This window comes from Paraburkholderia sp. 35.1, from assembly GCF_050436525.1.
Classification (GTDB): domain Bacteria; phylum Pseudomonadota; class Gammaproteobacteria; order Burkholderiales; family Burkholderiaceae; genus Paraburkholderia; species Paraburkholderia tuberum.
The window spans coordinates 1,546,011-1,570,369 of record NZ_JBNDMJ010000002.1 but is presented as its reverse complement, the minus strand read 5'-3'; the positions used below and the strand labels follow the sequence as shown (position 1 = coordinate 1,570,369).

The following is a 24,359-nucleotide window of genomic DNA, read 5'->3' as shown; positions in this document are numbered from 1 at the left end:
TACTATTTCAGGTGTGGCGGGCGTCTACGTCGCTGTACGCGCCGGCGGCATCCAGACGATCAAAGATCATTTCAGGCAACACGGGCGTTTCATTAAAACGAATTGACCAGCGGCTCAGTGCATCTTCAATGGCACTGACGATCGCCGCGGACGCGGGAATCGTCCCGCCCTCTCCTGCGCCTTTGACGCCAAGCGGGTTATTCGGTGAAGGAGAAACAAGATGCGCCATCTCTATGTGGGATGGCATGTCGAGTGCGGTGGGCAGCAGGAACTCGGCGAAATTTGTCGCAAGCGGCTGTGCATTCTCGTCATAGCCGTGCCGCTCGAGCAGCGTATTTCCGATCCCATGAGAAATCGCGCCAATCACCTGACCTTCGACGAGCATCGGATTGATCACGGTTCCGCAGTCGTGTGCAACGCCATAGCGCAGAACCTTTACGTAGCCGGTCCCGGTATCCACCTCGACTTCCGCGAACGCCGTTCCGTTGGCGTAAACGCTGGCTTTCGGTGAAAAATAATGTGTGACCGTCATACCGGGATCCAGCCATTCGGGTAGCGTGAAGCCCGGCGTCCCGTACGACATGCGAGCGATATGCCCGAGCGGCAATGCTCTTTCCAGATTGCCTTGGACGCGTACGACGCGATGCGCAATCTCGATCGATTCCAGCGGAACGTGGAATACGTTCCCAGCGAGCGCCCTGATTTTGTCGGCGAGCTTGCCGCAAGCGATGTGGACGGCATTTCCGGCGTTGACGGTAATCCGGCTCGCGAATGTTCCGACGCCCATTGCCAGCTTGCTCGTGTCACCGACGACTACCGTAATGGCATCCATGTCGACGCCGAGCTGATCGGCAGCGATTTGAGCAAAGATGGTTTTCATCCCTTGCCCTTGCGCCCCGGCGCCGCCGACGTTCAAGTGTATGCGCCCGTCGTTTTGCAACGTGACTTCCGCGCCTTCGTAAGGCCCGAGGCCGGAACCTTCGACATAGTTGGCAAAGCCGATCCCGAGATACCTTTGCTGACGACGTGCCTCTTCCTGACGGACACGAAACGCATCCAGGTCGGCGAGTTCGACCGCCTTTTCCTGGGTCTTCGGATAGTCGCCACTGTCATATACCATCGGCGAACCGTCGCGGAATATCAGGCCAGTTTTGTACGGCAGCTGGTCCGGCTGAACGAAGTTGCGGCGCCTAATTTCCAGACGGGACAGGCCGAGCTGGTCGGCCGCCGCATCGAGCATCCGCTCCATCGCGAATGCCGCCTTGGGTCGTCCTGCGCCACGCACCGGCGTGGTGGGCACCTTGTTCGTGCAAGCCACCTTCAGCTTCACGTCGAATGCCGGCACGACATACGGGCCCAGCGACGAGGTTACCGCGATGAGCGGCACGACAATGCCCCACGGCACGTACGCCCCGTTATCATGGACCACGGATCCGCGGATGCCGAGGATCTTTCCGTCCACGTCGAGCGCCAACTCGAGATCCCACAATTGGTCGCGCTCCTGGGTAATGCACAGGAAGTGCTCGCGCCGATCTTCAGTCCACTTGACCGGCACGCCCAACCTGAGTGTCGCGGAGGCGACGACAAACTCTTCCGGATACGCGATTCCCTTCGGACCGAAAGCACCCCCGACATCCGGCATGATGACCCGGATCTTCGCTTCGTCGTAATCGAGCGCTTCTGCGAGAAGACGTCGCTCGAGATGCGGCGCCTGACCTGCATTCCAGACGGTTAGGTCGCCGGTACCGCGATCGAGCCGCGCGAGGGTCGCACGGCACTCCATCGGATGGGCTGTTCCACGATGATGGAATATCTCGCGCCTGACGACGTGCGCGGCGTGCGCGAACGCCGAATCGACGTCACCGAAAGCAAACGGCATGTCGAGAAGGAGGTTTGTCGGAACGTCGCTGTGCGCCTGCGGCGCCGTGGCTTCAAATATCGTCCGGATGTCGCCCGCAACGGACAATGGCTCGTATTCGACGTGGACAAGAGTGGCGGCATCCTCGGCGATATAGCGGCTTTCCGCCAGGACCACGGCCACCGCTTCGCCGACAAAGCACACCTCGCTCGAGGCCAGCGGCGACCACATGCGTGGTTCGGTCAGCATCTGAGTCGGTGTGAGGAACGGCAACGGCCGTCGTAGTGCTTCGTTCAGGTCGGCATGGGTCCAGACGTGTTGCACGCCGCAAACTTCCTTCGCCGCTGCCGTATCGATATGCTTGATGCGAGCGTGCGCATGAGGAGATCGCACGAAGCAGCAATGCAGTGTTCCAGGCAGGTGGATATCGTCGACGAATTGCCCCTCGCCTCTCAGCAGCGCGGGATCTTCGGTGCGCTTGACGGGTTTTCCGACGTATCGTGCACCCACGGTCGAAGCCGCGTGGAGATCGCCGTTTTTTGAATACGCGGTAACACGTCCAAAAACGGGATCGGGCTCGCCGCGCATTCGGGCCGCCGCGAGCAGCGCCGCTTCGACTATGGCCTGGTAACCCGTGCACCGGCAGATGTTCCCGCTGATCGCATCGCGAACGTCGGCCTCGGACGGGTCGGGGTTGGCTTGCAGAAACTCCGTTAGCGTGGTCAACATGCCTGGCGTGCAGTATCCGCACTGCAATGCATGGCGATCCTGAAAGGCCTGCTGCAGGACGCCGAGCGAGCCGTCGGCATTCGCCAGCCCCTCTACGGTTGTGACCTTGCGCCCGTCGACCTGACCACAAAGCTGAAGGCAGGAGCGCATGGAGCGTCCGTCCACCAGTACCGTGCAGGCCCCGCAAACGCCATGCTCACAGCCATAGTGCGTGCCTGTCTTGTCAAGCTGGTGACGAAGAAAATCTCCGAGCGTCACTCTGGGGTCGATGTCGCAGGTCAGCGCCTGTCCGTTCAGTTCGAAGGCGATTTTTCTCTGTTCGACAAGCTCGATTCTCTGATCCATGATGCCCTCAGCTTACGTTCAATGCGCGAGAGAACGCGCGCGCAAGCGCACGCTCGGTCACGGTGCACGCGAGACGTTTCCGATAAGCGGCACTGGCACTCGTGTCGCTAATGGCGTCAATCCAGCTTGCTCTGTTGGCTGCTGTCTTTGCCAGATCGGCGCTGGGTTGCTGTCCCCGCAGGATGTCGGCAAACTGCACACGACAAGGTGTTCCACCCATCCCACACAGGACCGCATCAGCACGCCTGATCGCGAGATTTGCGTCGACCGAAACCATGACCGCAGCGCCGACGATTGCGAAGTCCCCATGTCTACGCGCGAACTCCTCGAACGCGTATCCATGCGGCTCATTCCAGATACGAAGGCGAATTTGCGTCACCATTTCGTCCGGCTCAATCGATGTAGTCATGAAGCCGCACGCGAATTCATCGAATGGGATGCGCCGCTCCCCACGGGGTCCCACGGCGACGATGGTCGCATTGAATATTTCTGCAAGGGCGGGCTGCTCCGAAGCTGGATCGAGGTTGCAGACGCTTCCGACAAATGTGCCGCGATTTCGCGTCTGGATATGACCGACAAGGTGATACGCCTCGACCATCAGCGGTGCATATTGAAGAATCAAAGGGGATTGCTCGATATCCCGCTGGCGGACCAACGCGCCGATGCACACCTCGTCGCCTTCCAGCGTTATCCCGTTGAGACCGGGAATCGCATTCACATCGACCAGATGGTCCACATACACGTAGCGCATGGCCAGCATCGGCATCAGTGTCTGTCCGCCGGCGACGATGCGCGCGTTGTCTAGCGTGGAAAGCAGTTCAACTGCTCGCGCCACGCTCTCTGGACGGTGCCAGGTAAAGGGTGCTGATTTCACTTTTCACCTTCCAAGAATGTGTATCGCACACGCACCGTGATCAAAGCCGTAGGTGCCCCCACCGGTGATGTGCGCCAGCCCGATTCGTGGACCGCGCGGCTTGTCTTGCGCGACCTGTCGTGCGCCGCAGCGACCCTGCAACTGGCGTGTTATTTCGACGATCTGTGCGATTCCTGACGCTCCGAGAGGATGGCCCCTGCAGAGCAGGCCACCGGACGGATTGAATGGAATCCGTCCGTTAACCGACGTGTGACCTTCTCTGATCAAACCCGCGCCGTGTCCGTGCGCTGCAAAACCAAGTGCTTCGTAGTACAGCAGTTCGGCGATGGTGAAGGCGTCGTGACACTCGACGAGATCGATGTCGGAAGGGCCGAGACCGCAGGATTCGTAGGTTTCGTTCGCGCAACGCACCGTCACCTCGGGAGTCGTCATGTCCCGACCACCCTGCATGTAGCGCCCCGATGTCAGATGGGACGCGAGAATCTTCACGGCGTCTTGCTTTGTACCCGGGAGGTTTGAGGCGGCAAGCACCACCGCCGAGGCGCCGTCGCCAAGCGGGCAACACTGATGCAATGTCAGCGGCAATGCCACCGGTCGGCTGCCGAGCACTTCATCGATCGAGACCGCGCTGCGAATTTGCGCGTAGGGATTGAGCGCGCCATTCGCCCTGGCCTTGACGGCTATCTGCGCGAGATCGCGGGGTGACAAATCGAATTCATGCATGTAGCGCTGCGCGCGCATCGCGTACAACGCGGGCATTGTTAATCCGTTCGCCGCCTCGACATCCTCATCGCCCAAGTCAAGTGGGCCGGCTCCGAGGCGAGTCAGTTGCTCTACTCCAACCACGACCGCACAGTCCACCGCACCTGCCGCGATTGCGAGGTAGGCGAGCCGGAACGCGCTCGCTGAAGACGAGCAGGCGTTCTCGAAGTTCACTGCCTCGATGCCGGTCAGCCCCGTCTCCCGTGCGATACGTTGGGCAGCCAGCATGCCTCCGGATACCGTTCCGCAGTAAAGCGCACCGATGCGTCGGCGATCGATTTCGGCCTCATCAAGCGCTTCAATGACCGCTGGTGCGGCGAGTTGGGAGAGACTCACTTCCGGAAAACGACCAAATCGGATCATGCCGGTGCCAACGACGCTCACACTTCTCAAACCGTTCGCCATGCTCATGAATTGACCTGCTGAGAAACTTCGCCGGGTGCGGTAAAGAAATAAATGAATTGGCTCGCCTGTTTATTTGCCGGCTTCACCTGCAGTTCGAGCTGCTGCCCTATTTGCACAGCACCAGTCGGCATTTCGATGCGTCCGAATAGCCGCAAACCATCGCTCAAGTCCACATAGCCGGCGACATAGGGCACATCGACGCCTTTGGGCCCCATGTGTACGACGCTATAGCTGTACAGATGGCCGACCGCCTGCAGCGGCGATGCAACAAAGGTGCGACCGCCGCACTCGGGGCACGTGGTAAGGGCTGGATACAGCAGCGCCCCACAATCGGCGCACTTTGCCCCCATCAACGACCAGTTATCGATACTGCGGACCACCGAGCCTGTGCCTATTTGCCTGAAACCTCGCATGCTTACCCTGTCATCCATTTCCATTCGCGTTTCCGCCTTTCTATGATGTAGTGTATGTTACACTATAGTGCAGAAAAGAAACTGCGGCTGCCAAGCTGGGGGAAACCCTAGCGCTGCAGGCTTTGCATATGCGGCGCGGCTGGCGGACTTTGCCGATGGAGGGCAGAATGCGGCTGAAAACTCTGGATGCTTATTTGGGTGGCTTACACGCGGAAATGACACAGGCACAACGAAAGAAAACCGTTCCTGCTACGGGGGATCGTCCAACGGATGGCCTGTTGGCGTATCAGCAGCGCGTTAGCAGGGAAAAGCGCAAGCTGATTCTGGAAGTCGCAATCGAGACGTTCCTGGCCAATGGGTATGAGGCGGCGACGATGGACTCCATCGGCGACCGCGCAGCCGTGTCATACGCGACCCTCTACAAACACTTTCCCGGCAAGGAAGACTTGTTCAGCCAGGCTCTGGACCATCTCATGCATCAACAGTTCGCACGCTGGAAGGATCACACAGTGCCCGTGGAGGTCGAGTCGGGCCTGCGTGAGATTGGACGTGCGTACAACGAACTTGTTTCGGACAGCACCCTGATCGCCGCACTGCGTCTGGTCATTGCGCAAGTGCGAAACTTTCCTGACATTGGAGTTCTCTTTCAACGCGCGAAGAATCTCTTCAGCGACGTGACAGACGTCTGGTTGACAAACCGGGTGGAAGAAGGCGGGCTACAGATCGCCGACGTGCAGCTCGCCCGTGCTGAATTCATCGGAATGTTGGGCGAAACGCTCTTTTTTCCCCGCCTGCTGCAGATCGACTACGCGATATCCGACGATCAGGTTGAAAAGATCATCGGCAGCGCAGTCTCCACGTTTTTAATGCGTTATCGCACGCGGTGAGCTAACACGCCCCTCGAGGTACGGAAGCTACTTGCTACTGACCTTGTCTGGACCCAGGCAATCCCGGGATCGAGTGCGCAATTTCCGAGACGGTGTAAGGTCGACATCGCCGCGCCATTCTCCTTCCTGGTCGACACCGGCGGAGGCGTCCATGTGCGCCCCTTCGCCGCCAGCGCCGGATCGGGCTTCACGTCGCTCGAGCTCAGCAGGGTCACGGGCACACCGTTTACTGGAGAACCTTTCCCGGTCCCCCTCGATCATTGAGATCGGGGCATTATGTCCAGCGCATGCGCGCAGCGCCGCCCGCTATCGCACACGGCTCGTTGACCGGCATCACGGACGTGCGTGATTTTTTGATGCTCCGCATGACGATCGCGACCGAAGGTGCGGCGATCCTGGCATGCGCCGCGGATCACAGCAAGAATACGGAAAAATCGAAGGTGCACGAAAACGCATGGTGGAAGCATTCGAAGAGCGCCGTCCGGACCTTAATGAGGATATTGCATTTCATATCGCGACTGCACGTGCGAGCCTGTGCCGGTGCCTAGTGGCGTCCGCCATGACCGCCGCTTTGGCCCCCGCCCTGCTCGAAGTGAGTGCTGCCACCGCGGAACCCATGGTGAAAGCCGTCGTCATGGTCAAAGTCGTGGAAGCGGTGGAAACCGCCGCCAAGGAATACGCATGGCTGGCCGCGAGACGGACACCCGGCATAGAACTCGCACGGATAACTCGGATACGCCGCGCACGTGTTGTAATAACCTGGCTCCGCAGCGCAATCTATCGCGCCAAGCAGCAGCATGGCAAACAGAACCTTTGCCTTCATGATGCAAACCTGCCATACCCCATTCTCTCAATACTCACCACCATTATTCACAGCCAGTGGCATGGTGGTGGCGCCGTCATCGGATGGCATGTTGTGCGGGACAGGTGGCACGTTTTGCGTGTCCAGTGCCGCTGTCACGGTCCCTGATCGCCTATCCGCTGCCGCTGCCGCTGCATCGACAGAATGACTCAAGTTTACACCGTTCGATCCAGTTGATAACCAGACTTGTGGGTAAAGCTCAGTGTGGAAGGACGGGAATTGCCGTACCACGAGTCATTCTGGCCTTCAGGCACCACGGAACAATGAACAGCCGGTCACGTCTGGCGAGTTCCGCGACCGGCTGAGGTGAGGTCCTTCGTCTCGAACTTGAATCGATATCGTCAATGGGTCAGCGACATCGCGCTTCTGGAGTTGCCCAGGGGCGCGCTGCCGGTTATTGTCCGTGCTGCCCGGACGCTCGTTCCCTGGAGCCGCTTACTGGAGCGATGATCCCGAAGAGTCCATTTGTCTCCTTGTTAAGGACCTGCCGAGAAATACAGCGTGTCTGGACTCGAATTGCGCCCGCCACCGAGCGTCAGAGTCCACAGACCGTCGATAGCCAGTGGATTGCCGAACTCATTCTCCAACTGATCGACGAACGAGCCGTCATTGTCGAAGACATTGATTCGACCATCGCCGAAGTTGCCAACGAGAATCTTGCCGCTGAAGCGGCCGAACGCAAACGATGCGCGCGTGATACCCCACGGCGAGTCGAGCGTCCCTCAGCTTGCAAAGCGACGCAGCAGGTGGCCGTCGGTATCGAATACGTCGACGAATCCACGACCGCGGGCTGCATCGTCGTCGTGCTTCTGTTTGTCCTGCTTCGCGTAGGTGACGAAAAGATCCCCATCGATGTTCGCGATACCAAAACGGGGCATAGCCGGCTGGGGTGTTCGGGTCGGCGAAGCCACCGTCGGTCGTCGCGGGCGTGAACAGGCCGTCTGAACCGTTCGGCCCGAATACATCGATCCGACCCGAACGGAAGTTCGTCGCAAACAGGAATCCGCCTTGCGCATTCACTCCGAACACCAGCCCCTTGTAGACAGCCCCGTTGGCGGCGGAGGGATTGGACGAGTTATCGACCGCGATCACGGCGTTGTTCGCCGGATTCACCCACCTGCCCAAGCGGAAATCGTGCCATCTTCAGTTGCGAAGAGGAATACGGTCGGGGTATTGGTACCGGCTTTTCTCCGAAATGGAATTCACAATGCATCTATTACGATAAGTATTCTTCTGTTTACGGCGGCATTTCGTTGCATGAGTTGGGCAATACAACACGAGGCGGCTGATGACGCGGCCGCGCCGGTCCGGCACTGATCAGTCATTGATGCAGAGCGCCGCGGCGACGAGCTATCCGTCACCGCCGTCTGCCGCGCGAACAGATCATGGCCCGCTGTCAGGCGCCGTTCACGGCAGCCTTGAACGCCTTGCCCGCCGTGGACTTGACCGTCTTCGCCGCAGCGATCTGGATCTCGGCGCCGGTCGCCGGGTTACGGCCGACCCGCGCTGCGCGCGCGCCCGTTGAAAACGAGCCAAACCTGATCAGCTGCACGGTGTCGCCCTGGGTGACCGCCGTCGTGATGGTGCCGATCAGCGCATCGAGGGTTTCGGCGGCCAACGCCCTGGTGGTACCGGTCCGCGCGGCGACGGCGTCAACGAGTTCCTGCTTGTTCATCTGGTTTCCCCGTTAAGGTGATAGCAAGCCGCCCCCTACCCGATTCACAGGCCCGCGCGCAATGAGCGTTCAACGTCCGCAGTCGTGACCGATGCCCGGACAGGACAACCTCCAGTGCCAGGCCGTTGCGGGTTGCGGCATCGACACCAACCGCGTGGTCCGACTGGGACTTCCGACCGGCCGACGGAAAATACGCCCAGTTGCATCGCCTCTTGGCACGCGGATTAGCCGCGATAAGGGCGTTTATCGTGGCAGCGCTGTTTTTAACCGCGAGAAAAGGGGTTTTCTTGCGTCAGATCTGTGCGTAATCTAATGTGGAAATCCCGCCCTGCGCCCCGTGCCGCGGGTTTCTGCCCGTCGCCCCGGCGCGCTGCCGTGCTGCAGTGCTGGTTTCCGGAGTCCGCCATGGCCCGCCCCGCCGCTGTCACCCCCGAGACGATCCGCACCACCGTGCTCGCGATGCTCGCCGAGGCGGGCGACACCGCGCCCGCGTCCGACGCCCGCTTCCGCCGGATCGTGTCGGTGCGCAAGCTGCGCGCGCGCCTCGGCGCCGGCGACCCCGCGACGCTGTCACGGCACCTCAATGCGATCGAGGCGGAACTCGTGCAGGCGGGCCTGACCGGCTTCGCCATGCCGGACGTGCCGCCCGGGATCGCCGCGCAGATGCGCGCGCTGTGGGAAGCGGCCGTCGCCACCCAGCTCGACGGCATCGTGCAGCTGCGCCAGGACGCGGCACGCAGCCAGGAAGCGGCCGACACCGCCCGCCGCGAGGCGGAGCTGCGCACGGACATGCTCCGCACCGAACTCAGCGATCTTCGCACCCAGCTCGGCGCGCGCGACGCGGAGCTGCTGGAGCGCCGGCTCGAAAGTCGTGCCCTCGAGGAGCGGACGCGTCTGCTGGAATCCGCCAGCACGGCGCTGCAGTCGCAACTGGCCACCGCCGACGGGACGGCTGCGCAGGCAGCGAAGACCCACGCCAGTGAACTGGCTGCGGAACGGGCGCGCTATGACGGCCTGTCCCGGCAGCTGCTGCGCGAAACCGCGCACCAGCGTGAGACGTTTGTCATCGAACGGCAGCGCCTCGAGGGAGAGCTCGCCCGCGCGGCCGAACGCGTGGGGGCGCTGGAGGCCCTGCGCGACCGGCTGCTGACCGAACTGGCGGAGCAGCGCCAGACACAGCAGCAGGCTGCGGCCGAAGCGGCCGCGCTCGTGACGGTGGTCGAGCAGCAACGCCAGACACTCGCGCTTCTGGGCGAATCGACCACAAAAGGGGCCGCCACGGGTGCCCGCCGTCCGGCGAGGCCTCCCGCGAAAGCGGCCCACGCAGGTCAGAAGCGAGCCTCGTCGAGGAAAGTGCGATGAACCCGTCCGACTGGCTCGACACCGGCTCGCGGCCCCCGCAGCGTCTCCCCGCCTCCGTCGACGCCGCGCTCGGGTATCTGGCCCACGCGCTCGGCCACCCACTATATTTCCGCTGGACGCTCACGGCGCTCAAGCGCGGCTGCCCGTCGCTGGCCGACGCGAAGCGCGAGCACCCCGCCGTGTTCGCGCTGCTGCTCGAGCACGACACCGCGATCGAGTACTGGGAGCGCGGGCGCCTCCGCGTCGTGCCCGAAGCCGCGGCGCCCTCCGCGTCGACGGTGCTCGAACGCGTCCTCCGGCAGCATCGTCGGCGCTTCCGCCAGATCGCGGCTGACGGGACGCCGGACAGCGCGCAGCTCGCCACCACCGTCATCACAGCGGACGCAGCGTTGCTGCCCGGCGGCGTCGGGGCGGCGTGGCTCGTGCGCGCCGGCCGCTTCGCGAACCCGGTGGCGCTGACCAACACCCTCGGTGTGGCCGATGACGCGCAGGCCATGAAGCTGTTCCTGAATGAGCGGGCCTCCCACTCGCCGCACACGCGGCGCGCCTACCTGTCGGAACTGCGGCGGCTCGCGGACTGGTGCGTGCGCGAGCAGCTCGGACCGTTTTCCGACCTGACCCGGCAGGACCTGATGGCCTACCGCGATGCCGTGCAGGCGCCGCAGGCCGATGCAGCGGGGAACGTGCGGCGCGCCGCCCCCGCCACCGTCTCCCGTGCGCTCGCCGCGGTCTCGAGCCTGTTCGCCTGGTGGCACCGCACGGGCTACCTCACCGTCAATCCAGCCGAAGGACTGGCCGCCGGACGCCGCGCACGCATGACCTGGACCCCGGTGCGGTTCCTGCCCGCCACCGCGCTCGCCCACTGCGATGCCATCGCCACCGGTGACGCGCCGGCCGGGGTACCGCCGGTTCTCTGGCTAAGGCGCCGCGCGATCTGGACGCTCTACCGGTACGGCGGCGTGCGGCTCGCGGAACTCGTCTGGAACGAGGAACTGGCGCTGCCGCACGTTGAAGTCGACGCGGCCCGGCAGTGGACGCTGCACGTGCTGGGCAAGGGCCAGCGGCTGCGCGCGATCCCGCTGCCGGCCGCCTGCCTGCCCGCGCTGCGCGCATACCGGCGTGCTGTGGGGCTGCCGGCCGATCCGGCCGCGGAGGAACGCCTGCCGCTCATTCACAGTGAGCGCGGCCGGGCGCTCGGCGCGAGCGGCCTCTACGACGAAGTCCGGGCGATATTTGCGCTGGCCGCGACCCGTGCGCCGGTGGAAGACCGTGCGATCCGCGCGGCCCTCGAACGGGCCTCCACGCACTGGCTGCGGCACGGTTATGCGCGCACGCTGGTGGTCGACCATGGGGTGCCGTTACCGGTCGCGCAGGCGCTGCTGGGCCACGCGTCGGTACAGACCACGGCCGCCTATGCGCGCACGGGACAGGACGAGGCGCGCGCGTTTGTCGAGGGAAGTTTTCCGGACAAGGCTTAATCCGTCGCTGAACGACAGGAGAACGTCTGCCTTGCCACTTGGATGGAAGCCCGTCGCTGAGTGACCGCCGTACTTCCGTCTCAGGTCGCTCCTCGGCCGAAGCCGTCATCCGAGTATCGGCATCTGTCAGGCTGCTACCTGTCGCTTTCCCGACATTCGCAGGTGGGCGGTCGCGAATGACAGGTCTGGCGAGTGCCCAATGCGTACTCTCGACCCGTTTCAGTCATTCGAGATCGCCGAGACCGGACATTCAGGGCGGCGCGGTGCTCGCCAGTTTAGCCGCGGGATTCAGCGGAAATGGGCCGTGCGCTGTTCGGGCAATTTGTCTGCCTGGATTGGGGCGCGGGAATAAAGTCTAACGACAAGGTGTTCTGTGAATGTAGTCGTGCAGTACAAACCGCAACCCCATTATCGCGTTCGCCAAAGGAAATGAGTCAATGGAATATCAATCCGGCACAAGAGTGTCTGACGACGTAGACGGGGCAGCCTATTCGCCCGCTAATCTCATGCAACTGGGCATGGGATTTTGGGGCTCTAAAGCGTTGCTGTCCGCGGTCGAGCTCGATGTATTTACGCACCTCGGGAAAGGGCCTCGCAACGGTGAGCAGTTGACTGACGAGTTGGGATTGCATCCGAGATCGGCTTTGGACTTTCTCGATGCTTTGGTTTCGTTGCAGGTGCTGGAGCGAGAAAACGGTCTCTATCGGAACACGTGCGAGACAGGACTATTTCTCGATAGAACGCAACCGGGATATATCGGGGGAATACTGCAAATGGCTAACGACCGACTATATCCGTTCTGGGGATCGCTTACCGAAGCGCTGCGCAGCGGACTGCCGCAGAACGAGGCGAAGCAGGGCGGCAACCCGTTTGATGCGATCTATCGGAACGAACGAACACTGCGTGTTTTTCTGGAATCGATGACGGGGATCAGCCTCGGCGCCGCTAAAGCGCTTGCGCAGAAATTTCCTTGGCAAGACTACGGTTCGTTCATCGACATTGGTGCGGCGCAAGGCGCTTTAGTCGTAGAGGTTGCAAGCGCGCATCCGCATCTCACGGGTGGCGGCTTCGATTTGCCGGCAGTCGGACCTTTATTTGACAAGTATGTCGCGGAACACGGGTTAAAGGAGCGCCTTCGTTTCCATCCGGGCGATTTCTTCAAGGAAGCCTGCCCGTCGGCCGACGTGCTCGTGATGGGCCACATTCTTCACGACTGGAATCTCGAGCAGAAGCGCGAACTGCTCGCCAAATGTTATGAGGCGCTGCCTCCGGGCGGCTGCCTGATCGTCTACGACGCCATTATTGACGATGAGCGCAGACAGAATGCGTTCGGCTTGCTGATGAGCCTCAATATGCTAATCGAGACGCCCGGGGGCTTTGACTATACGGGTGCGCAGTGCCGTGAATGGATGGCCGACGTCGGCTTCAGGGAGATTCGGGTCGAACCACTACTCGGGCCGGATTCGATGATCATCGGGATTCGATAGTCGGCCAGCCGGTGCACTAGTTTGGTGACTGGTCATAGATTGACAACGATCTACGATGCCGTGCCGATTGACCGCAACTGGCCGCGTGCTGCCCGATCCGAACGGTATCCGCAACCTGAACGCCGCGCGCCCGCGATCGGCAGCGCCCGACCCGCAAGGGACGTTAACGTTGCTCTGAAGCAGCCCTTCACGCATGAACAACAGCAAAGTTACGGTCTCGCGATGAGTTGGTGGTGCGCCGTTACGCCAATTTCGCCGCGCTGCTTGCCGTGTGACTTTCCGTCGGAGTGATAGACGACGAGTACAGCGTTGTCGTGCGTCAGCGGCACTGGTGCGATCGTGGTGAGCGCCGCGTTGCCCTCGGCGTCTGCTACCAGGTCGTTGTCCTGACCGCTACCATCAAGCGGCGTGAAGCCGATCGGCTTCTCATTGAAGTGATTTTCGAAAAGGCTGTAGTGTCCGTTGGGCTTGAGACCAGAAAGCACGACAGTTACCTTCTCACGCCCGTCCGGCTGCGGCGTCAGGATCGCTTCCCCTCTGGCACCAAGCCAGGCGCCCAAGGTAAGATTCATCCGCTGGCCGGTAGCGGTCTTCAAAGGCAGCGTCGGCGTGTCAGCGATTAGCGCATTGCGAAGGCCAGCGCTTCGCTTAATCCCTTGCGGCCCGGTAGCGGCGGGGGCACCCGGTTGCTCGACGAAAACCTGTGGGTCCAATGGTGTCTTTTGCTGTGTCTCCCTAGAGAAGAACGCGGCATGAGTTTCAAACGGCAGCACTTTGGCTTCGTCGGCTGCATGCGCACCGAGCGCCGAGAGACCGACCGTTGCGATAAGAATCCTGATCGTGTGCGAGAGTTTCATAGTTGTCGTTCGCATGTGTTCTCCGTTGTACTAGTGTAGTGCGTCGTAAATAATGCAACTTAATCGCGATTTGCGAGTCTCCTTCCAGGTGATGAGGGAGAACCCATGAGAATCGCGGCAAAAGTTGAGCTGAGCGAAGGCCAGCGCAAACAATTGGAAACGTGGGCGGCTGGGCGGAGGGTTCCGGTACGACTGGCCGAGCGTGCCAAGATGATATTGCTCGCGGCACTGGGCCACACAGACAAAGAGATCGGTGTGCAGTTGGGTATCTGGCGAGGCACGGTGGCGCGCTGGCGAGCGCGCTTCATCGCGGACGGTGTGGCGGGGATCGAGCGGGACGAGACGCGACCCGGGCGCAAGCCGAAGATCTCTGCGCGCAAGGTCAAGGCCATCGTGGCGATGACCATGCAGCAGCGTCCCGATAACGCGACGCATTGGAGTACGCGCAGCATGGCGGCAGTGGCCGGCGTCAGCGAGGCGAGCGTGAGGCGCATCTGGCAGGCGCATGGACTCAAGCCGCATCGGATAGAAACCTTCAAAGTCTCGAACGACAAGCACTTTGCCGAGAAGCTGGAGGACATCGTCGGCCTTTATCTCGATCCACCTGAGCACGCACTGGTGTTCAGTTGTGACGAGAAGTCCCAGATTCAGGCTCTGGACCGGACCCAGCCTGGCTTGCCGATGAAGCGAGGTCGAGGTCAGACGATGACGCACGATTACAAGCGCAATGGTGTGACGACGTTGTTCGCCGCGATGAACACGCTCGATGGCAGCATCATTGGCCAGTGCCAGACGAAGCATCGTCATCAAGAATGGCTGGGCTTCCTGCGCAAGATCGATCGCAGCACCCCCAAGGGTAAGGAACTACATTTGATTGCCGACAACTACGCCACTCATAAGCATCCCGAGGTGAAGGCGTGGCTGGCCAAGCACCCACGATTTCACATGCATTTCACGCCCACCAGCGCTTCCTGGCTCAATATGGTCGAACGCTTCTTTCGTGATCTGTCCGAGAACCAGCTACGGCGGTCAGCCTTTCGCTCGGTACCCGAGTTGGTCAGCACGATCGAGCAGTACATTGAAAAGCACAATGGTGATCCAAAACCCTTCATCTGGACCGCTAAAGCTTCCGACATTCTGGCGAAAGTCACGCGTGCCCGCACCAAGCTGAATAAGATGCAATCCGTTTGACGCAGACCACTAGCACGGGGCTCGAGACGCCCAACGGCATTACCTGCCGAAGTCGTTGGCGTCGGTCAATTCGTCGCTTGCCAACACGAGGGTTCTCTGGGCTCGCCCAGCTTGCTGCCGAGATTGTCAGCGATCTGGCCCATGATGTCGAACGTCTCAAACTGGCCGCGTGCTGCCCGATGCGTTTTGGCTCATGCCGACCCGATCAGGCCGTTGGATCCCGCACTAGCTTAACGGCAGCTTTCGAGGGTTGAACGGCGATTCCTGCCGCCGCGGCGACCGACACACACCCCCGCTTGAAGAGGTACCAGCAAGCACCGGGTGCATGCGCAAATACCGGTTTGCCTTTCGAAACGCGCTGCTACCATCAGGCTGTGTTGTGCGGGTATCCCGGCTTTCGCGCCTTGCCTGGTCGCAACAACCTGCGTTCCGCGACAACGACGTTCCACGAACCACGTTTCGGGAGGGATCATCGTGTTGCCTCACGAAGGAATGTTACCCGACGGATTGTTGTCGGCGACCAGCTTGCTTGTATAAAGCGCTGGCTGACAATCCGTCGTCACCAGAAGAACTTGCGAAAAAGACCGGAACAGATTCGCGCTGCATGCGCGAGTGGTTGGCCGCCCAGGCCGCTGATGGCTACATCCGGCATGACGCAGCCAGCGTTCGATTCTGGATGACCGAAGAGCAGGCGTACGCGCTCGCCGGTCAGGCCGGGCTCGCTTTCATTAAAGATGCGTTCGCACGTTGGCGCAATACAAGGCTATTCCCGAGATGACAAGACGATCCCGGACCGTCTTGCCAGACGATGCCTGCAACGGACTCGCGAACCACGCCGGGCGGGCACGAAACTTCCTGACAGAACGATGACCCAAAAGAAACGACGTGCAAAATGGCAGCCTGCTGCTCTCTATCTCGCACGAGTGCCCGGCCGAGGTCAGGAAGACGTGGAAGGAGCTCGATATGCGTTTCATTGCGGTTGCGACAGACTACGACAACACCTTGGCGGAAGGCGGGCGCGTTGCGCGCGAGACGTGGGATGCGATAGAGCGCCTGCATGCTTCGGGTCGCCACGTCATTCTCGTGACCGGCCGGCACCTTGACGACCTGCGCAGAGTTTGCGACCGGCTCGATCAGTTTTCGCGCGTCGTCGCGGAAAACGGCGGCGTGCTGTTCGATCCAGCCACCGAGGAGCAACGTCTGCTTGGCCCGCCGCCGGTGCCGGCCTTTGTCGATGCGATGCGCCGGCGCGACGTGAACCATCTTGGCGTCGGCGCCGTCATAGTCGACACGGTAAAGCCGCATGAAGTAGAGGCGCTGGAGGCAATCCGCGAGCTCGGCCTTGACCTTCACATCGTGTTCAACGGCGATGCGGTAATGATCTTGCCACCAGGTATGACGAAGGCATCGGGGCTTGCCGCGGCACTCGACGAGCTGGGGTTCTCCCCGCGTAACGTCGTCGCTATCGGCGATGCCGAGAACGATCACCCGCTCTTCGAATATGGCGAGGTCGCGGTGGCCGTCGCGAACGCACTGCCGACGCTAAAGGCAAAGGCCGATTTCGTCACGCTGGGTGAACGCGGGCGGGGCGTCATAGAACTGGTGGACCACATCCTGGCCGACGACCTGGCTGGACTGCCGCGGCTGGGCGCCAAGCGCGCCATCCTGCTCGGACGCGACGCGGGGCGCGAGCCGGAAGTCGAAGTGAGGCTCGCCCCTTATGGCACCGTGTGTCTGCTCGCCGGCACCTCGGGCGGCGGAAAGTCGACGGTCGCGACCAGCTTGCTCGAGCGCATCGGGGAAGCGGGCTATCAGTTCTGCGTCATCGATCCCGAAGGCGACTATGGAAGTTTCGACAACGTACAGGTGCGCGGCGACGCTGATCATCTGCCCTCGACCGACGAGGTGCTTCAGGTGTTGCGCCGTCCTGACCAGAGCGTGATCGTCAATCTCATGCGTGTCGCGCTCGATGAGCGCGCGCGGTTTTGCGCGTCTTTGCTCGCGCGGCTTCAGGAGATGCGCGTCGAAACCGGCCGTCCGCACTGGCTGATGTTCGACGAGGCTCATCATCTGTTTCCAGCCTCCGCCGATGTCGCCGACTTGGCCCTGCCCAGGCGACTCGAAACGGCGCTAGCGATCACTGTTCATCCACACCACGTATCTCCGGCCCTCCTCTCGCAGGTCGATACGCTGCTCGTGGTGGGCGCGGCGCCGCAGGAGACTGTCCAGAGCTTCGCACAGGCCGCGGGCCGTCCCGCGCCGGATGCGCACGACGTCTCCCTTCGTGGTGGAGAAGCGCTGTTTTGCCGGTTCGATTCCGACGCTGGCACGCCGCGGGTCGTTACGATCGAGCCGGGGCATCTTGAACACCGACGTCATGTCCGGAGGTACGCGGAAGGTCTACTGATCCCCGAGCGGAGCTTTTACTTCCGCGGCCCGGAGAACCGTCTGAACCTGCGCGCGCACAATCTGGTGCTGTTCCTCGAAATTGGCGATGGCGTGGATGCGGAAACGTGGCTCTTTCATCTGCGCCGCGGCGACTATTCGCGCTGGTTCGAGGACGTCGTTGGCGACCGAGGCCTCACCGAGGAAACCCGCGCCATCGAGTCGGAATGCGCTGACGACACTGACGCCGGTACGGCGCGTGCAAAAGTCCGCGCAGCGGTAGAGCGCCGGTACACACAGCCGGACAACCCTTGCCTCCCAGTTTCGGCTGCGTAGCGGCGCTTCGAGAACTGCGGGTCCATGGCAGCGTTTCGGCAACACGACGGGCGCTGGCGTGACCCGGGCATCGACGTATGCATCCACACTGTGCGAACTACTTCATGCGATGAGAATTCCGGCGCACCTCCTTTTCTCGCCATTGGATGTCTGCTCGTTTGACAACGTGAGCCTCCGGGCGAATCGGCACTTCAATTACATGTCCTTCGTCGCTACGGCTCGACCGGCCGCTCTATGAGGACAAAAGGCCGTTCGTTCCGGGGCCTCAGCCGACTCGAAGTCGGCCAAAGCCGCCGCAGGGGAAGTGAAGGGCCGACCATGGGTAGGCGCCTGTTGTTATATTTGAACTGGTGATTGAGATGACAAGGAACGTGTCCGTCGTGCTTTACGTTGTGGTGTTGATAGGCGTTGTCGTTAGTGTAGATTTTCTGTTCTTTAGGAATCGATTCTGGGAACGGCTGATAGTGAACATCGGCATTGTCTTGGTGTTTGCAGCCTTCTATTTGAGATTTCTGAAGAACCCGTAAGCTAAGCGCCGCGGCACCGCCGCAGTGCCTAACAACGCGATCAACACCGACGCTTGACGGCCGGTGTCAGGGCGAAGGCGCCACGCGAACGTCGCCTCGAGCGTGCTGGCCAGCGTCCCTTGATGGCCAAACCCGGTCCCACAGCAAGGTTTGGTGAGAGGGCTGAGCACCGCCGGTCGCGATCGGCGGCACACGACCCACAGCGGACTGACGGGGTTCCCGATTGCGGCCATTCAGCCTAGCGTTTTGCCGACTGCGGGCGGCAGCAGTCGGCACGGAATCAAGCTACGCTAAGGCAACGCATTTAGTCATCGGCACGCAAGGCAATTCCAGTCCGCGTGACGTTCGGTACGTCGAAATCGAATCCCCCGACCAACCACAGTAACGATAAAACGGTGCTGCGTTCAACGTGGCATCGAGCCGCATCGAGGCAAGTCCGTGATCACGAGCCAACGCTTCGAGTGATTGCAGCATCTTGCGTCCAATACCGCGACCCATGTGAGACGGCCGGACGAAGATGGCGTCTACTTGCCCACCTGCGACCGTAAGCATCCCTGTGCCAACGACAAATCCTTCATCGACGGCTACGTAAAAGTCGCGTTCGACAACGCTGGCCCATTTGTCGGTCGGCGAGCCATCAACCCATGCTGACAAGGATGCTTCTGGATAATGCTTAGCGCACGCCGCAAGTACCGAAGCCTTGCGGATATCCCACGCATCGAGCACATCGCCGCTGCAAGCTTTCCGTATCGTCAGCATGCCGCGCTCCTCGGCGCGATCTGCCAGGTCCACGCTTCGATAAGACTCAAAAGGTCGGAACCACATACTTTGTCGTGCATGCAACCACTCCTATTTGTGCCAACACAAAACGGAGCAATTGAAAAGGCACGGCCCCGTCATGACTGGCGGGGCCGTTGAGGAAATCTATGTGCGATGTATGAACGTCACGATTCCAACGACTCGCCAGTGGCGGTCATGGTGCACATCATGAAATTGCGCGCGTCGTAGTTCATGACCGGAGGTTGCCGTTCCAGAGCGTAGCTGTCAATAGCGATTTGGAAATTGTCACCGATTCAGGTAGTCGCCACGAACGTCTCAAACTGGCCGATAGGACCTGTTCGATGAGCGTTTTTGAGATCCGACGTTGGAATCCTCAACGCCGGCTTTCGGGCGACTTGCGTGAACGCGTACTGCCGGCCAGGAACGGCCATTCCTGCGCATCCTTGACACGACGTTTCAATGGCCGATCCACATCAACTAGCTGTCGCTCGGCCAAATTGCCTTGATTGTTGCGTGACTAACAAGTGCTTTCGTCGGAACGGAACGGGTCATTTCTCGGCAGTTGCGCAAAGCGGAGAGCCGATAAATGATGCCCGTTTGCCTGCTCGGCGCGACTCATTCGATGCTTCCCGCAAACCTTTCAGCTAACCGCTCCCGTTCGAACGCCTCGACGACGAAATCGACAAACAACCGTGTTTTCGCCGGCAGCAGCGCTCGCGTTGCGTAATAGATCGAAATTGCCCCGGCGTCCGCGTACCAGCGCGGTATCAATCGCACGAGTTCGCCCCGTTCGATCGACGACAGCACAGTCGGCACGGCTAGCAGAGCAACGCCCAGTCCGAGAATCGCAGCCTCGCACATCGCTGCCGGGTCGTCGAACATGATGGTCTCGCTGAGCCGCGCAGGCATCTCGCCGCCCACCGTGTCGCGCATCATCCGGTGGCTCACGCGGCCGGTGCGGCTCGAGCGAAACACGATGCCGTCGAGACCGGCAAGATCGCCAGGATCGGTTGGTAGCACGCGGCCAGCCATGTAAGCCGGAGACGCGACCGCCACGACATGCATAGGTGCCAATACGCGAGACACGACGCCCGATGCGAGCTCGAACCCACCACCCAGCGCTGCATCGTATCCCTCTGCAATCAGGTCGACCTGTCGGTTCTCGAAGTGCCAATCCAGACGAATCATCGGATAGCGTGCGAGGAATCCCGGCAGCAGCGGCATGACGTACGTGATGAACGTCGGCGCCATGGTGACTTTCAGCACGCCAGTCGGCTCTCGGCGATCAGTCGAGACCGACGCGATCGCTGCCTGCAGCGCGTCCAGATTGCCGCCAATTTCCACGAGAAAGCGCTCGCCCGCCTCGGTCAGTGTGAGCTTGCGCGTCGAGCGTTGGAACAGCCGGACCCCCAAGTTGCGTTCCAGCATCGCCACGTTTCGGCTGACCGCAGCCGCGGTCACTCCCAGCCTGCGTCCCGCTTCTGAAAAGGTGCCACCTTCCGCCGCCCGTACGAAGGATTCAAGGTTCGCCAGCGTTTCCATAGGGGCCCAATATCCTTCAACGATTACTTGAAATAGAAACAAAATAATACCCGCTAATCAAAGCGCAATCCGGTACCTATGATTGCTCCATCCGCATCTCTACCTGGAGCAAAATCATGAAAGCCATCGTTGCCACCCGGTTCGGCGAACCGGCCGAGGTTCTTGAGCTGAAGACCCTGCCAGACATGCAGCCGCCGGGTCCCGGCGAAGTCGTGGTCCGCGTGACCAAGAGGCAACTCCACCTCGGCAATCTCGCCATGATCCGCGGGCGGTTCAACATCCCGCTTCCGGCAGGTGGTCTGGTTCCAGGAGGCGACGGCGTGGGCGTCGTCGAAGCCGTGGGCGCAGGGGTGGACCCCGCGCAGGGCGTGAAGCCGGGCGCTCGCGTGATCTTCAACCCAAGCTCGGGCGCTTGGGCGGAGCGCCTCAAGACACGCGCCGAGTTGGTGACGCCCATCCCGGACGACCTGCTCGACTCCATCGCCGCCCAGCTGCTTCCGAACACGGTGATTGCCCTCCTGTTGCTACGCGCAGCTCAGCGGGCTGTGCCGGACGCTGGGCACGAAATACCGATGCTCTTGACCGCCGCTGGGTCGGCCGTGGCGCGCATCGCGATGCTGGCGGCCCACCGGCGTGGCCTGAAGATCATGGGCGCGGTTCGCAGCGCAGAGGGCGCAAAGGCCTTGTCCGTGAGGTTTCCGAATATGTCCGTGGTTTCCACGGCCGATTCGGATTGGGTTGGCGAAGTCCGCCGGGCCGCTGGCGAGCGGCCGCTGCAGGTCATCATGGATCCGGTAGGCGGGGCGATGGTGGGCCGTCTCATCGGGCTGCTCGGTGGCGACGGTGCCCTGCTGTTTTATGGCGGACTCGCCCCAGAACCCATCACGTTCCCATCCATTGGGCTGGCGCATCACGAGATCATGTTCAAGGGCGTGTCGTCTTCGCGCTGGATGCAGAACACGTCGGCTGAACAGCGTCGCGAGGACGTGGCGGAGGCAATCGAGATCGGTCGCGCCGCGCCCGAACAGTTTGACGTGGAGGCCGACTACGATCTGGCCCGGTTTGCCGACGCGATCGCGCATATCGAACGTACGGGTCGCAACGGAGCAGTGCTGATCAGTTCGAATTCGTAACCGGCACCAATTTGCACCTATGCGACCGTATGCCGAGGAGCTGCCCGCATAACTCATGCCCTCATGCTTCTGTCTAGCCCGCGCGGCCAGCCATACTCAACGGTCCGAAGGTCGGGAATGTAATTGGTTGTGCTGGCCTCATCAACCTCGACAGATGGATGTCGGAAATGACCCATGACGTGCACGCGGGGGCCACGTGCGATTGACCATTGCACCTCGGAAACGGCCATTTACCAGGCGGCGGATCGGGAGACCGCTGTGGGTCGGGAAGACTCACTCGTTGACAGTGCGAAGTGCCATTCGCCGACGCCGGTTTACGAATGGCAGCAAACCAACCTGCAGCCGACGCACGGCTCCCTATCGCCGAACGTCGGCAAAGGCCGACAGGACTAAACCGCTCGCGCGGTAGGGGGCTGCGGCCCGTCTCTGGCGGCGAATGGGAGGCCAGTGGCGCCGGCGCTTATGTTGGTGGTTGAGGCAATCCGCCTCGTCCTCCAGCAGGAGCCCCATCATGACCTCCTCCGATCCGGGCATCAGCCCGCTGCGCCGCCGTATGCTTGAGGACTTGCGCATGCGCAAGTTCGCACCCAAGACCCAGGCCGCCTACCTGCGTGCCGTACGTCAGTTCGCCCGATACCTCGGGCGTTTACCCGATACCGCCACTGTCGAGGACCTCCGGGACTATCAGCTGCATCTGGTCGATCACGGCGCGTCGCCGGTGTCGCTGAACGCCGCGATCAGCGGTCTGAAGTTCTTCTTCGAAGTCACGCCCGGCCGGCCTGAGCTGATGGCGCGGATGCAGCCGGTACGCGTGCCTCGCACGCTCCCGGTTGTGCTCAGCCCCGAGGAGGTGCGCCGGCTCATCGCGGCAGCCGGAAACCTCAAGCATCAGACCGCGCTGTCGGTCGCCTATGGCGCCGGGCTGCGTGCGAGCGAAGTGGTCGCCCTCAGGGTCAGCGACATCGACAGCCAGCGCATGACCCTGCGCATCGAGCAGGGCAAGGGCCGCCGTGACCGCTACGCGATGCTCTCGCCGGTCCTGCTCGAACGTCTGCGCGTCTGGTGGCGCGTTGCCCGTGCCCAGGGCTGCATGCTCGATGGCGGGTGGCTCTTTCCGGGCCTCGATCCGATCGACCCGCTCAGCACGCGGCAACTGACCCGCGCCATCCATGCGGCCGCCGAGACCGCAAACATCGACAAGCGCGTATCCATGCACACGCTGAGGCATTCCTTTGCCACGCACCTGCTGGAACAGAAGGAGGATATCCGCGTGATCCAGGTGCTCCTTGGACACAGGCAGATCGAGACCACCACGCTCTATACCCAGGTTGCCACTGACCTCCTGCGCAAGGTGGTCAGTCCGCTGGACCGCCTGCCCGCCGGCTAGCCCGGCCGCACGCGGAGCACCCCGTGCTGGAGGTCGCGGATATCTTCCGCGCCTGCGGGCCGGCGTGGCGGCGCACGGTAGCGCTGAGCCTGGGGCAGCTGAAGGTCATGTCGGCCATCGAACAGTGCCGCAGTGCGGCACTCGGGGGGCATGTGCTGCGCTGCGCCGGCTGCGACCGGATCGAGGTTGCCTACAACTCCTGCCGCAACCGTCATTGCCCGAAGTGCCAGGGCAGTGCTGCGCATCGCTGGCTCCAGGCACGCCAGGCCGATCTGCTTCCGGTCGGGTACTACCATGTCGTCTTCACGCTGCCCGCGCCCATCAGTGCCATCGCCTGGTACAACAAGGCCGTCATCTACGGGCTGCTGTTCGATATCGCCGCCGAAACGCTACGCACCATTGCCGCTGATCCGAAGCACCTCGGCGCCCAGATCGGCGCGACGCTCGTGCTGCACACCTGGGGCTCGGCACTCACGCATCATCCGCACGTACACGGTATCGTCCCCGGTGGTGGGCTGTCGCCCGATGGTCAGCGGTGGATCGGATGCCGGCCCGGCTTCTTCCTGCCGGTACGTGTGCTATCGCGCCTGTTCCGCAGGCGCTTGCTCGAAGCGCTCACGGACGCGCACCGGCACGGCCACCTGCAGTTCTTCGGCCAGTACGCTGAACTTGCCGACCCAGCTGTCTTTGACGGGTGGCTTGCGCCGCTGCGTGCCTGCGAATGGGTCGTCTACGCAAAGCGTCCCTTTGCAGGACCCGAAGCAGTGCTCGCGTACCTGTCGCGCTATACGCACCGCGTCGCGATCTCCAGCCAGCGCCTGCCTGCATTCGATGAACGCGGCGTGACCTTCCGCTGGAAGGACTACCGTGCGAAGGGGCACACCCGCTACAAGACCATGACCCTCGAAGCCGGCGAGTTCATGCGCCGCTTTATATGAACGCGTCCCGTTTGCAACAGTTTTCGTGTGTTCAGACAGACAGGATGGGCTGCAGCTTTATATCCGGCCTTGTTGCAGCCAGTATTGCTGCTGCGGGCCTCTATGAAATACGCTGACTCGCACCTCATTTCCTGCGCGAGCTCGAA

The 24,359-nt window shown here is 61.8% G+C and carries 18 protein-coding genes and 2 pseudogenes; 11 read left to right on the top strand and 9 right to left on the bottom strand.

The annotated features are described in order from the left end of the window. Window positions 1-7: 7 nt before the first annotated feature. The 4 genes from OKW27_RS13205 to OKW27_RS13190 are packed head-to-tail and all read right to left on the bottom strand — an operon-like array spanning window position 8 to window position 5,410. Window positions 8-2,932: a molybdopterin-dependent oxidoreductase gene (locus OKW27_RS13205; protein ID WP_429333723.1), complete on the bottom strand. Its 2,925-nt coding sequence runs from the start codon at window positions 2,930-2,932 to the stop codon at window positions 8-10. 7 nt (window positions 2,933-2,939) lie between these two features. Next, entirely contained in the window at window positions 2,940-3,806 is an 867-nt protein-coding gene (locus OKW27_RS13200) for an FAD binding domain-containing protein (protein WP_429333722.1), read from the bottom strand. Between the two features lie 3 nt (window positions 3,807-3,809). Beyond that, complete coding sequence (locus tag OKW27_RS13195) at window positions 3,810-4,979, bottom strand: thiolase family protein (RefSeq protein WP_429333721.1); 1,170 nt, start codon at window positions 4,977-4,979, stop codon at window positions 3,810-3,812. After that, window positions 4,976-5,410 carry a Zn-ribbon domain-containing OB-fold protein gene (locus tag OKW27_RS13190; RefSeq protein ID WP_429333720.1) on the bottom strand — a complete coding sequence of 145 codons (435 nt, stop codon included), beginning with the start codon at window positions 5,408-5,410 and terminating at the stop codon, window positions 4,976-4,978. The genes OKW27_RS13195 and OKW27_RS13190 overlap by 4 nt, the downstream gene beginning before the upstream one ends. Before the next feature lie 143 nt (window positions 5,411-5,553). On the opposite strand from OKW27_RS13190, the gene OKW27_RS13185 reads away from it, so the two are divergent. Together OKW27_RS13185 and OKW27_RS13180 are read left to right on the top strand one after the other, a co-directional pair. After that, complete coding sequence (locus OKW27_RS13185; RefSeq protein ID WP_429333719.1) at window positions 5,554-6,273, top strand: TetR/AcrR family transcriptional regulator; 720 nt, start codon at window positions 5,554-5,556, stop codon at window positions 6,271-6,273. Between the two features lie 454 nt (window positions 6,274-6,727). After that, window positions 6,728-7,243, top strand: a complete 516-nt coding sequence (locus OKW27_RS13180; RefSeq protein WP_429333718.1) for a hypothetical protein — start codon at window positions 6,728-6,730, stop codon at window positions 7,241-7,243. Window positions 7,244-7,529: 286 nt separating this feature from the next. On the opposite strand, the pseudogene OKW27_RS13175 reads toward OKW27_RS13180, so the two are convergent. Continuing rightward, window positions 7,530-8,298 (bottom strand): annotated as a pseudogene (locus OKW27_RS13175) (TIGR03118 family protein); the annotation flags it as partial. A 233-nt stretch (window positions 8,299-8,531) separates the two neighbouring features. Then, window positions 8,532-8,810 carry an HU family DNA-binding protein gene (locus tag OKW27_RS13170; protein WP_429333717.1) on the bottom strand — a complete coding sequence of 93 codons (279 nt, stop codon included), beginning with the start codon at window positions 8,808-8,810 and terminating at the stop codon, window positions 8,532-8,534. Window positions 8,811-9,215: 405 nt separating this feature from the next. On the opposite strand from OKW27_RS13170, the gene OKW27_RS13165 reads away from it, so the two are divergent. The 3 genes from OKW27_RS13165 (at window position 9,216) to OKW27_RS13155 (ending at window position 13,137) form a co-directional block, all read left to right on the top strand. Beyond that, window positions 9,216-10,172, top strand: a complete 957-nt coding sequence (locus tag OKW27_RS13165; protein ID WP_429333716.1) for a DNA-binding protein — start codon at window positions 9,216-9,218, stop codon at window positions 10,170-10,172. Continuing rightward, complete coding sequence (locus OKW27_RS13160; protein ID WP_429333715.1) at window positions 10,169-11,650, top strand: tyrosine-type recombinase/integrase; 1,482 nt, start codon at window positions 10,169-10,171, stop codon at window positions 11,648-11,650. The genes OKW27_RS13165 and OKW27_RS13160 overlap by 4 nt, the downstream gene beginning before the upstream one ends. Before the next feature lie 437 nt (window positions 11,651-12,087). Continuing rightward, a complete protein-coding gene (locus OKW27_RS13155; protein WP_429333714.1) occupies window positions 12,088-13,137 on the top strand; it encodes a methyltransferase in 1,050 nt (349 codons plus the stop codon). A 209-nt stretch (window positions 13,138-13,346) separates the two neighbouring features. Here the strand turns inward: OKW27_RS13155 and OKW27_RS13150 are convergent, their stop codons facing one another. Beyond that, window positions 13,347-14,009, bottom strand: coding sequence for a hypothetical protein (locus tag OKW27_RS13150; RefSeq protein ID WP_429333713.1), 663 nt, complete (start codon window positions 14,007-14,009; stop codon window positions 13,347-13,349). Between the two features lie 90 nt (window positions 14,010-14,099). Here OKW27_RS13150 and OKW27_RS13145 point away from each other — a divergent pair, with 90 nt between their 5' ends. From OKW27_RS13145 to OKW27_RS13135, 3 genes are all read left to right on the top strand, one after another. After that, the gene (locus OKW27_RS13145; RefSeq protein ID WP_429333246.1) at window positions 14,100-15,185 is read left to right on the top strand and encodes an IS630 family transposase; all 1,086 of its coding nucleotides are present in this window, start codon (window positions 14,100-14,102) and stop codon (window positions 15,183-15,185) included. Window positions 15,186-15,714: 529 nt separating this feature from the next. Next, entirely contained in the window at window positions 15,715-15,963 is a 249-nt protein-coding gene (locus tag OKW27_RS13140) for a hypothetical protein (RefSeq protein WP_429333712.1), read from the top strand. Window positions 15,964-16,070: 107 nt separating this feature from the next. Next, complete coding sequence (locus OKW27_RS13135; protein ID WP_429333711.1) at window positions 16,071-17,906, top strand: HAD hydrolase family protein; 1,836 nt, start codon at window positions 16,071-16,073, stop codon at window positions 17,904-17,906. Between the two features lie 812 nt (window positions 17,907-18,718). Here the strand turns inward: OKW27_RS13135 and OKW27_RS13130 are convergent. Together OKW27_RS13130 and OKW27_RS13125 are read right to left on the bottom strand one after the other, a co-directional pair. Then, window positions 18,719-19,192 carry a GNAT family N-acetyltransferase gene (locus OKW27_RS13130; protein WP_429333710.1) on the bottom strand — a complete coding sequence of 158 codons (474 nt, stop codon included), beginning with the start codon at window positions 19,190-19,192 and terminating at the stop codon, window positions 18,719-18,721. 636 nt (window positions 19,193-19,828) lie between these two features. Continuing rightward, window positions 19,829-20,755 (bottom strand): LysR family transcriptional regulator, encoded by a 927-nt coding sequence (locus OKW27_RS13125; RefSeq protein WP_429333709.1) that lies wholly within the window; start codon window positions 20,753-20,755, stop codon window positions 19,829-19,831. A 116-nt stretch (window positions 20,756-20,871) separates the two neighbouring features. On the opposite strand from OKW27_RS13125, the gene OKW27_RS13120 reads away from it, so the two are divergent. The 3 genes and pseudogenes from OKW27_RS13120 to OKW27_RS13110 all read left to right on the top strand — a co-directional run. After that, window positions 20,872-21,888: an alcohol dehydrogenase catalytic domain-containing protein gene (locus OKW27_RS13120; RefSeq protein ID WP_429333708.1), complete on the top strand. Its 1,017-nt coding sequence runs from the start codon at window positions 20,872-20,874 to the stop codon at window positions 21,886-21,888. Window positions 21,889-22,399: 511 nt separating this feature from the next. Then, window positions 22,400-23,275 carry a tyrosine-type recombinase/integrase gene (locus OKW27_RS13115; RefSeq protein WP_429332195.1) on the top strand — a complete coding sequence of 292 codons (876 nt, stop codon included), beginning with the start codon at window positions 22,400-22,402 and terminating at the stop codon, window positions 23,273-23,275. Window positions 23,276-23,298: 23 nt separating this feature from the next. Further along, a pseudogene (locus OKW27_RS13110) lies at window positions 23,299-24,210 on the top strand (IS91 family transposase); the annotation flags it as partial. Window positions 24,211-24,359 lie beyond the last annotated feature (149 nt).